The organism is Streptomyces durbertensis (assembly GCF_014156695.1).
Classification (GTDB): domain Bacteria; phylum Actinomycetota; class Actinomycetes; order Streptomycetales; family Streptomycetaceae; genus Streptomyces; species Streptomyces durbertensis.
This window is the reverse complement of the sequence record NZ_WMLF01000850.1, coordinates 1-946: the sequence shown is the minus strand read 5'-3', so window position 1 is coordinate 946 and position 946 is coordinate 1. Positions and strand designations below refer to the sequence as shown.

At 71.7% G+C, this 946-nt stretch carries 1 protein-coding gene; it reads left to right on the top strand.

The window, feature by feature from the left end; translation table 11 throughout:
• Positions 1-155: 155 nt before the first annotated feature.
• Positions 156-946, top strand: a 791-nt coding sequence (locus tag GL263_RS27260) for an aldo/keto reductase (RefSeq protein WP_228456872.1), incomplete at its 3' end; no start/stop codon positions are given.

Genomic DNA, 946 nt, shown 5'->3' with positions numbered 1-946 from the left:
ATCTCACCCCGTACCGACGCCCCGCCCCCACAGAACTCATCGCCCGGCCACCGCCGAACCGCTCTACGAGAAGCGGGCACTTGTCAGAGGGGCCGCCTACGGTGGTCCGTGAACACACTCAGCAAGGCGGCGGACGCGCCCCGACGAGGAACGGCATGAACCCCGACCCCACACCAGACCCCTCGCCCGACACACCGCAACCGCCCCGCGGCCGGGCGCTCTACGGCTGCATGGGCCTGGGCGGTACCTGGGACCACGCCCCCTACACCGCCCACGACATCGACCACGCGGCGGCCGCCGTCACCGCCGCCCTCGACGCCGGCATCACCGACTTCGACCACGCCGACATCTACCGGCACGGCAAGTCCGAGGCCGTCTTCGGCGAGGTACTCGCCCGCTGGCCCGACCTCCGCGAACGGATCACCCTCCAGACCAAGTGCGGCATCCGACTCCCGGAGGGCGACCGCCCCGGCATCTACGACCTCCGCGCCCGGCACCTCATCAACAGCGTCCACGCCAGCCTGACCCGGCTGCGCACCGACCACGTCGACACCCTCCTCCTGCACCGCCCCGACCCCCTCGCCGAGCCCGCCGAGATCGCCGAGGCCTTCACCGAGCTCCGCGCCGAAGGCCTGGTACGCGGCTTCGGCGTCTCCAACATGAGCGCCCCGCAGATCGCCCACCTCCAGTCCCACCTCGACGTACCCCTGGTGGCCAACCAACTGGAGATGAGCCTGGAACAACGCGACTGGGTGGAATCCGGCGTCCTCGTCAACACCCCCGGCGCCACTGCGGGCGGCTTCCCCACCGGCACCATCGAGCACTGCCTCGCCCACGGCATCGAACTCCAGGCCTGGGGTGCCCTCGCCCGCGGCCGCTACACCGGCGCCGACCCCTCCCCGGCCGCCGACCTGATCGCCGAACTCGCGGAACGCAAGGACACCAC